8 protein-coding genes and 4 tRNA genes are annotated in these 7,814 nt (G+C 67.6%); 2 read left to right on the forward strand and 10 right to left on the reverse strand.

Annotation, left to right across the window (positions count from 1 at the left end):
* Nucleotides 1-255: 255 nt before the first annotated feature.
* From murA to Q0A34_RS06610, 4 genes are all read right to left on the reverse strand, one after another.
* Nucleotides 256-1,536: a UDP-N-acetylglucosamine 1-carboxyvinyltransferase gene (murA, locus tag Q0A34_RS06595; protein ID WP_291479210.1), complete on the reverse strand. Its 1,281-nt coding sequence runs from the start codon at nt 1,534-1,536 to the stop codon at nt 256-258.
* 21 nt (nt 1,537-1,557) lie between these two features.
* Nucleotides 1,558-2,406 carry an acetate metabolism transcriptional regulator RamA gene (gene ramA, locus Q0A34_RS06600; protein WP_291479211.1) on the reverse strand — a complete coding sequence of 283 codons (849 nt, stop codon included), beginning with the start codon at nt 2,404-2,406 and terminating at the stop codon, nt 1,558-1,560.
* 197 nt (nt 2,407-2,603) lie between these two features.
* Nucleotides 2,604-3,086 (reverse strand): DUF2505 family protein, encoded by a 483-nt coding sequence (locus tag Q0A34_RS06605; protein WP_291479212.1) that lies wholly within the window; start codon nt 3,084-3,086, stop codon nt 2,604-2,606.
* A 1-nt stretch (nt 3,087) separates the two neighbouring features.
* Nucleotides 3,088-3,888 carry an enoyl-CoA hydratase-related protein gene (locus Q0A34_RS06610; protein ID WP_291479213.1) on the reverse strand — a complete coding sequence of 267 codons (801 nt, stop codon included), beginning with the start codon at nt 3,886-3,888 and terminating at the stop codon, nt 3,088-3,090.
* A gap of 151 nt (nt 3,889-4,039) precedes the next feature.
* Between Q0A34_RS06610 and cysK the strand changes: the two genes are divergently transcribed.
* The gene (gene cysK, locus Q0A34_RS06615; protein ID WP_291479214.1) at nt 4,040-4,975 is read left to right on the forward strand and encodes a cysteine synthase A; all 936 of its coding nucleotides are present in this window, start codon (nt 4,040-4,042) and stop codon (nt 4,973-4,975) included.
* A gap of 163 nt (nt 4,976-5,138) precedes the next feature.
* Nucleotides 5,139-5,723: a serine O-acetyltransferase EpsC gene (epsC, locus tag Q0A34_RS06620; RefSeq protein WP_291479215.1), complete on the forward strand. Its 585-nt coding sequence runs from the start codon at nt 5,139-5,141 to the stop codon at nt 5,721-5,723.
* Here epsC and Q0A34_RS06625 read toward each other — a convergent pair.
* From Q0A34_RS06625 to Q0A34_RS06650, 6 genes are all read right to left on the reverse strand, one after another.
* Nucleotides 5,720-6,007 carry a GNAT family N-acetyltransferase gene (locus Q0A34_RS06625; protein WP_291479216.1) on the reverse strand — a complete coding sequence of 96 codons (288 nt, stop codon included), beginning with the start codon at nt 6,005-6,007 and terminating at the stop codon, nt 5,720-5,722. The genes epsC and Q0A34_RS06625 overlap by 4 nt on opposite strands.
* Before the next feature lie 86 nt (nt 6,008-6,093).
* Nucleotides 6,094-6,166 (reverse strand) — tRNA-Phe (locus tag Q0A34_RS06630).
* 35 nt (nt 6,167-6,201) lie between these two features.
* A tRNA-Asp gene (locus Q0A34_RS06635) sits at nt 6,202-6,275 on the reverse strand.
* 88 nt (nt 6,276-6,363) lie between these two features.
* Nucleotides 6,364-7,299 (reverse strand): MsnO8 family LLM class oxidoreductase, encoded by a 936-nt coding sequence (locus tag Q0A34_RS06640; RefSeq protein ID WP_291479217.1) that lies wholly within the window; start codon nt 7,297-7,299, stop codon nt 6,364-6,366.
* Between the two features lie 67 nt (nt 7,300-7,366).
* Nucleotides 7,367-7,440 (reverse strand) — tRNA-Asp (locus Q0A34_RS06645).
* 35 nt (nt 7,441-7,475) lie between these two features.
* Nucleotides 7,476-7,548, reverse strand: a tRNA-Glu gene (locus tag Q0A34_RS06650).
* Nucleotides 7,549-7,814 lie beyond the last annotated feature (266 nt).

Genomic DNA, 7,814 nt, shown 5'->3' on the forward strand with positions numbered 1-7,814 from the left:
AAATACTTGGTTTGTTACGCTATTGAGTTCTCAAACAACACACGCACACAACACACCCAACCACACACAAAGGAAAGGAAGGACGCCGCTGCGGCTGAAAACCAAGGTACACCATCACATTGCCACCAGGCAACCCACCGGTAAACAACCGGTGACGACCAGCACCCTGCACCAGCACCACCCGGACTCCGTCCCGGTGTCTCGCTGACTCGCATCAATCTACACAGACCCCCACCACACACACAAACCCGCAGGTCAGGACTTGTGGTGACGCCCCACGCCCTCCGTCTGGCGCTCAACGGCCGCCCCGAGGTCCACGAGCTTCTCCACGAACCCCGGGTAACCGCGGTCGATGTGGAAGACGTCGTTCACCCGGGTGACACCGTCCGCACACAGGCCGGCAAGGACCAGTCCGGCACCGGCACGGATGTCGGAGGACCACACCGGCGCGGAACTGAGCTCCTCCACACCCCGGATGCTCACGTGATGACCGTCGATGGTCATGTCCGCACCGAGACGGGTCATCTCGTCGACGAAGCGGAACCTCGACTCGAAGATGTTCTCGGTGATCACGCTCATGCCCTCACTCACGGCGCACAGCGCGATGGCCATCGGCTGCAGGTCCGTCGGGAAGCCCGGGAACGGGAGGGTCTGGTAGTCCACCGCCGTGGGACGGTCCTCCTGGGACACCCTGAACCCGGTCGGGTAAGTCTCCACCCTCGCCCCCGCCAGCTTCAGCTTCTCGAGGACCAGGTGCAGGTGGGCGGGGTCGATACCGCCGACGGTGATGTCCCCGCGCGTCATCGCCGCCGCATAGGCCCAGGTGCCCGCGACGATGCGGTCACCGACCACCTCGTGCTCGACGGGGTTGAGCCTGCTGACACCGGTGACGGTGATCGTGTTGCTCCCCTCCCCCTCCAGCTGCGCACCCATGTCCCGGAGCATCAGGCACAGGTCGACGATCTCCGGTTCGCGGGCGGCATTGTCCAGGACCGTGGTCCCCTCCGCGAGGACCGCGGCGGTGAGGATGTTCTCCGTGGCTCCGACGGAGGGGAAGTCCAGCATCACCTTCGCACCGGTGAGACGTTCGGCCTCGGTGACGACACATCCGTGTTCGATACGTGTCTTCGCGCCCAGCTTCTCCAGGCCCGACTGGTGCATGTCCAGGGGGCGACTTCCGATCGCGTCCCCTCCCGGGAGCGCGACGACCGCCCGGTGGCACCGGGCGGTCAGCGGACCGAGCACACACACGGAGGCGCGGAACTGCCGCACGGCGTCGATGTCCGCGTCCGAGGAGATCTCGGCGGGCGTGTGGATCGTGACGGTCCCCCCGTCGAGCTCGACCTCACACCCCAGTCCCCGGAGGACCTCCGCCATGTACGGGACGTCCGCGATGTCGGGGCAGTTCCGCAGAACCGTCGTCCCCTCAGCGAGGAGCGCCGCCGACATGAGTTTCAGGACGCTGTTCTTCGCTCCGTCCACCCGGACTGAACCGTTGAGACGGGCACCACCTGTTACGAGGAAATGATCTTTCACCCGTCCCATCCTACCCGGGGATCAGGGAAGAGCACCGATCCTGCGCGCGGCGTTGACCGCCTCGTACCGGGTGTGTGCCCCGAGCTTGCGCATCACCGACCGGAGATAGCTCTTCACCGTCTCCGCGCCGATGCCCATTTCCTCGGCCGCCTCCACGTTGGTGTGCCCCAACGCCACGCAGGCGAGCACGTCGAGTTCACGGGCGGAGAGCTTCGTGGTCTGCTTCACCCGGACCGGACTGACCATCTGGTCGCAGAGAATCTCCAGGTCACGACGGATCTCGTCGTCGACGACGCGGTTGGCGAGCATCCGGAGCCGGGAGTGCGTCGCCCGGACCTGCTCCCACTCCGCACCCGTCATCGCACGGGGAGGCTTCGCCGACGACTCCCGGGCGGCCCCGCCCTCCGTCCGGCGCAACGCGTTGTTGACGGCCAGGTCCTGTTCCAGCACCCGGGCGGTCATCGTGACCTCCTCGAGGACCTTGTCCCCCATCCGGACCGGGGAATGGACACCCGCGTAGAGGACGCCGCGCATGTCACGGCCGACGATCACCGGCACAGCGACGATGGAGTGCAGCCCCTCGTCGCGGACGGGCCGGTCGTACTCGTGGGTGATCGACTTGGCGCGCGCGTAGTCGGAGACACCGACCGGGCGCCGGGTCGCCATGACCCTGCCGCCGACCCCCTGACCGGAGTCGATGGTGAGGTTGTTGAGCGCCGGCGTCCGCAACCCCACCCACTGGTTGATCACCATACGGCCGTCCGGCTGGCACGACCCGAACATCGTGACGGGGATCCCCGTCGAGTTCTTCAGTGACGACAGTGCTGATCGGATGGCGTCGTCGTCATCCCGGTGACGCTGCTGCTCCACGGCGCACCTTTCTGTTGTGATCGGCTGTCACCCCCGATCAGGTCACACCCGAGTGCGGGGGAACACGGGGTTTACAGACCCTGAGTATAGAAAGGTCTGAGTGCTCCCCCAAAACACGCAGGTCCAGGCCCCGTCCCCCCTACCGGGGTTGTTCCCCACCCCCGAGAAACAAAAGCCTGACACCCCCGTTTCCCTACCTACCCGGCGGCCAGCCGGCGGATCCGGTCCAGCCCGCTGTCGACGGTCTTGTCCGCACTCTCCACGAGCTTCTTCGCGATCTTCCCGCCCAGCAGCGGGATCCCGACATCGGCGATGATCTCGGCGTTCACCGTCACCGACGACTCCCCTGCCCGGGTGTACCCCAGGACAACCGTCAGGGACCCGATCCCCTTGGGGAGCGGGGTCACGGTCGTCGACACGAAACCGTCGTCGGAGACGGCGGTGATGTCGGAGACCTGCTCCATGCTGAACCCCGCACTGCCGTCGTCCTTCTGGTGGGCGGCGACGACACGGGCATGCACCGAACCGTCCCCGTCGACCTGACGCTCCGCCTCGGTGACGACGAGTTTCGAGGTGGACGCGTCGTCCACGGTGAGCAGGTACGTCTCCGAGGACGCGATCTCGTGGACCTTCTCCAGGGGAAGGTCGACCGTGCGGGTGAGTTCGGCGCTTCTCCTCATGTCAGCGGTGCTTCCATTCCGGCGAGCGCTTCTCGACGAAGGCGCTCATGCCCTCTTTCTGGTCCTCGGTGGCGAACAGACCCCAGAACGCCTCCCGCTCCTGACGGAGCCCCTCCTGCAACGGGGTGTTCAGGGCCGCGTCGACGGCTTCGGTGGCCGCGGCCAACGCCACGGAGGACTGCCCCGCCACCGTGTCCGCCACCGAGGCGACCTCGTCGAGGAACCCCTCGGCGGGGAGCACGCGGGACACCAGCCCGGAGCGTTCCGCCTCCTCTGCGCCCATCATCCGGCCCGTGAGGATCAGGTCCATGGCCTTGTACTTCCCCACCGCACGCGTCAGACGCTGGGTACCCCCCATGCCCGGGATCACGCCGAGGGTGATCTCCGGCTGACCGAACTTCGCCTTCTCGCTGGCCAGGATGATGTCGCCCATCATCGCCAGCTCACACCCGCCGCCGAGGGCGAATCCGGAGACGGCGGTGATGATCGGCGTCTGCACCGTGGAGACCCGCTCCCACATGGCGTAGAAGCGCTTGAGCTTGATGTCCGGCCAGGTCTGGTCCTTCATCTGGGTGATGTCGGCGCCCGCGGCGAAGGCCTTCTCGGAACCGGTGACGACGATCGCCCGGACCGACGGATCGGCGTCGAACTCCTCCAGTGCACCGACGACCTCCTCCATGACCGTCTGGTTCAACGCGTTGAGCGCCTTGGGGCGGTTCAGCGTGATCGTGGCGACCGCCCCGTCCTTCCCTCCGGTGGCCGTGACGATGGTCTCGTGGTCCTGTCCTGTCTGTTCACTCATGCCCTGATTGTGTCACAGGATCACTTCCGGCAGGCCGGGTCCGCCCCGGTACCCGTGGCACGGCGGGCGAAGATTGTGTACACTGGCCCCGGTATGCAGACAGACCGATCGGTCTGTTGGACTGAGGGAAACGAAAGGACCATTCACCAGCATGGCTAAGATCTACGAGAACATCACCGACCTGATCGGCAACACCCCTCTGGTGAAGCTGGGCGCGCTGACCGAGGGGCTGCCCGGCACCGTCGCGGTGAAGCTCGAGTCCGCCAACCCCGGCAACTCCGTCAAGGACCGCATCGGCGTCGCGATCATCGAGGCCGCCGAGAAGGACGGTTCCCTCAAGCCCGGCGGGACGATCGTCGAGGCGACCTCCGGCAACACCGGCATCGCACTGGCGACGGTCGGCGCCGCCCGCGGCTACAAGGTCATCCTGACCATGCCTGAGTCCATGTCCCTGGAGCGCCGCATCATGCTGCGCGCCCTCGGCGCCGAGCTCGTGCTGACGCCCCCGCCCGCCGGCATGCAGGGCGCCGTGGACAAGGCGAACGAGATCGTCGAGTCCACCGAGAACGCGGTGCTGGCCCGCCAGTTCGCCAACCCCGCCAACCCCGAGGTCCACTACAAGACCACCGGTCCGGAGATCTGGGAGGACACCGACGGCAAGGTCGACGTCTTCATCGCCGGCGTCGGTACCGGCGGAACCGTCTCCGGTGCCGGCAAGTACCTCAAGGAGCAGAACAAGAACGTCCGCGTCGTCGGCGTCGAGCCCAAGGACTCCCCGCTGCTGACCGAGGGCACCTTCGGACCGCACAAGATCCAGGGCATCGGCACCAACTTCTTCCCGGACAACCTCAACAAGGACATCCTCGACGACGTCTACGACGCCACCATCGAGGACTCCGTCAAGTACGCCCGCGAGCTCGCCGCCAAGGAAGGCATCCTGGTCGGCATCTCCACCGGTGCCAACATCTGGGCCGCCCTCGAGGAGGCCAAGAAGCCAGAGAACGAGGGCAAGCTCATCGTCGCGATCGTCGCCGACTTCGGCGAGCGCTACGTCTCGACCCTCCTGTTCGACGACCTGCGCGACTGACCCGTCCCGCACCGACCCGCACGAACCCCCACGGCCCCGGAGCACGGAAACGTCCGTATCATCAGGTGACACGCACCTGCACGGACGTGACCGAGTTCCGAGGCCGTTTTCCATGCAGTACCCAGAAACACGCTGACGCCCGAGAAGAAGGAGGACTCCGCCGGTGAGTCTGCTGCGCACCATCAAGGAAGACCTGGACAACGCGAGGACACACGACCCAGCAGCCCGCGGCGACCTCGAGAACGCCCTGGTCTACTCCGGCCTCCACGCGATCTGGAGCCACCGGGTCGCCCACCGGCTGTGGGTCCGCGGCGCCAGGGGGCCCGCCCGCGTCCTCAGCCAGTTCACCCGGTTCCTCACCGGCATCGAGATCCACCCCGGCGCCACGATCGGCCGACGGTTCTTCATCGACCACGGCATGGGGGTCGTCATCGGCGAGACCGCGGAGATCGGGGACGACGTGATGCTGTACCACGGCGTCACCCTCGGCGGCTCCGAACTGGTGCAGCGCAAGCGCCACCCCACGATCGGGGACGGGGTGATGGTCGGCGCCGGCGCCAAGGTCCTCGGCCCCATCACCATCGGCGCACGCTCCGCCATCGGAGCCAACTCCGTGGTGACCAAGGACGCCCCCGCGGACTCCATCCTCATCGGCGCCCCGGCGAAGGTGCGGCACCGCAAGGCCGACGAACGGACCCCCCTGGTCGACCCCGCCGGCTACGTCAACGACATGCAGAACAACATCTAGCGCACCAGGTCGGCGTACCCCGGGTTCTTCGCGATGAACCCCTCCACCGCCGAACAGCTCGGCAGCACGCCGAAGCCTTCGGCACGGGTGGCGTCCAGAGCCGCGGAGATCAACGGGGCCGACAGGCCCCGGCCCCGGAACGCAGGGTCGACGACAGTGTGGTTGAAGTCGCGGACCTGACCGAGCTGGACGTATTCCGCGTAGCCGGCGGTGGCCCCGTCGACCTGCAGGACGTAACGGCTGCCGTCGGTGTCGTGGGTCACGGAGATGTTCTCGGTACTCATGGACACGAGTGTAGGCGCCCCTCCCGTGACGCGCAGACACAAGAATCCCCCTCGGCACCGGGGTGCCGAGGGGGACGTGCCTGTTGTGCCCAGACCAGGGATCGAACCAGGGACCTTACACTTTTCAGGCGTACGCTCTACCAACTGAGCTATCTGGGCGAGAAAGTCCGGAGGCGAACCTTCGGACCATCCTGCGACCCTGACGAGACTTGAACTCGCGACCTCCGCCGTGACAGGGCGGCGCGCTAACCAACTGCGCCACAGGGCCGTGCATCACCAGCGGTCGGACCGAAGTCGATCGCTGTGCACGATGGGATACTGTACACAGCACCCCGGGAATCAGACAAATTCCGTGGTCAACGGCGTACAGAGGACAGGATCCCGGCCAGTGCCGCATCACTGCGTGCCTGGGCGGCGGGGTCCGAGGCACCTCCGGTCACCAACAGCTCCGCGGCGCCTGTCCTGTCCGCCAGCGCGGCCACCGCGGCGGATACCTCGTCCGGCGTGCCGTAGATCGCCGCCTCGAGCCCCCGCCCGACCCGTCGGCGCTGCTGCGCCGTCAGGTCGGCCTCGTCCAGCTCCCCCACCGGACGCAACGGCATGAAGCGGCCCGTGCTCCTCGCCAGCACCTGCGCCCACACCTCCGGCAGGACCAGGTCCCGGGCCTCGTCACGGCTGTCGGCCACCGCCACCTGGCGCGAGACGACCGCACCATCGACACGGGACGGCCCGGGCCCCCCGAGGACCACCCCGAGCCCCAGCTCCCGCGCCAGCTCGAGCGAGCGCGCCGAACCACCCGTCAGCAGGTACAGGTCGGGCGGGACGTCGAGAGACGGACGCAGGGTCACCGCCGTCCGTCCCCGGAGGTAGTCCACGACCTCCCGGAGGTCCGCGGCGAAGCCTGCGGCGGCCTCCCCGGCGTCCTCAGGCTGCCGCAGCGCCCGCCGGACGGCCGGGGTGAACCCCACGGAAGACCCCAGGCCGATGTCCACCCTCCCGGGAAACAGTGACTCAAGGACCGCCGCCTGCTCCGCCGCGACGAGCGGTGGATGATCCGGCACCATGATCCCGGCAGTCCCGATCCGGACCGTCCCGGTCGCCTGCCCCACCGCCGCAGCGAGGACCCCGGGCGCACTGCCGGCGATCCCGGGTACACCGTGGTGCTCAGCCACCAGGAACCGGTGGTAGCCCGCCTCCTCAGCGGCCTGCGCACGGCCCACGACCCGCCGCAGGGCCTCGGCGTCCGTGGAGCCGGAGAGTGTGTTCGCCCGGTCGAGGAGGGAGTAGCGCATGCCTCAAGCATGCACCAACGACGCAGCGGGCGTACACCGTGGTGGTGTACGCCCGCTGCGTATACTGCGACCCTGACGAGACTTGAACTCGCGACCTCCGCCGTGACAGGGCGGCGCGCTAACCAACTGCGCCACAGGGCCAATGTGTGGTTGTACGGAAGACGAATCTTTCGCAGTACTCCCAACGGGATTCGAACCCGTGTTGCCGCCGTGAAAGGGCGGAGTCCTAGGCCACTAGACGATGGGAGCCCTACCTCAAGCAGCAGCACACACGGTGACCGTGTCCGCCCCTGTTCGGCAGCCCGTTCAGAATAAACTACCGACCGCGAATTCACCAACACGCTCAACAAAGGCCATGTCAGGGGCCATGTCAGGGGCCATGTCAGGACCCATGTCAGGCAATACTCCCCCGCCCCGCCCCTCCCCTCCCACCCCCCCCCCCCCTTCCGCCGCCCGCCCCCCCCCCCCCGCCGGGGGCCCCCCCCCCCCGCCCCTCCCTCGGCTGAGGGCGTGCT

It is taken from the genome of Corynebacterium sp., assembly GCF_022712195.1.
Classification (GTDB): Bacteria; Actinomycetota; Actinomycetes; order Mycobacteriales; family Mycobacteriaceae; genus Corynebacterium.

Bases quoted from the DNA above. Each gene is read 5' to 3' on its own strand.
- Q0A34_RS06605 (WP_291479212.1), bottom strand. From the start codon at position 3,086: ATGAGGAGAAGCGCCGAACTCACCCGCACGGTCGACCTTCCCCTGGAG.
- Q0A34_RS06610 (WP_291479213.1), bottom strand. From the start codon at position 3,888: ATGAGTGAACAGACAGGACAGGACCACGAGACCATCGTCACGGCCACC.
- Q0A34_RS06640 (WP_291479217.1), bottom strand. From the start codon at position 7,299: ATGCGCTACTCCCTCCTCGACCGGGCGAACACACTCTCCGGCTCCACG.
- Q0A34_RS06625 (WP_291479216.1), bottom strand. From the start codon at position 6,007: ATGAGTACCGAGAACATCTCCGTGACCCACGACACCGACGGCAGCCGT.
- cysK (WP_291479214.1), top strand. From the start codon at position 4,040: ATGGCTAAGATCTACGAGAACATCACCGACCTGATCGGCAACACCCCT.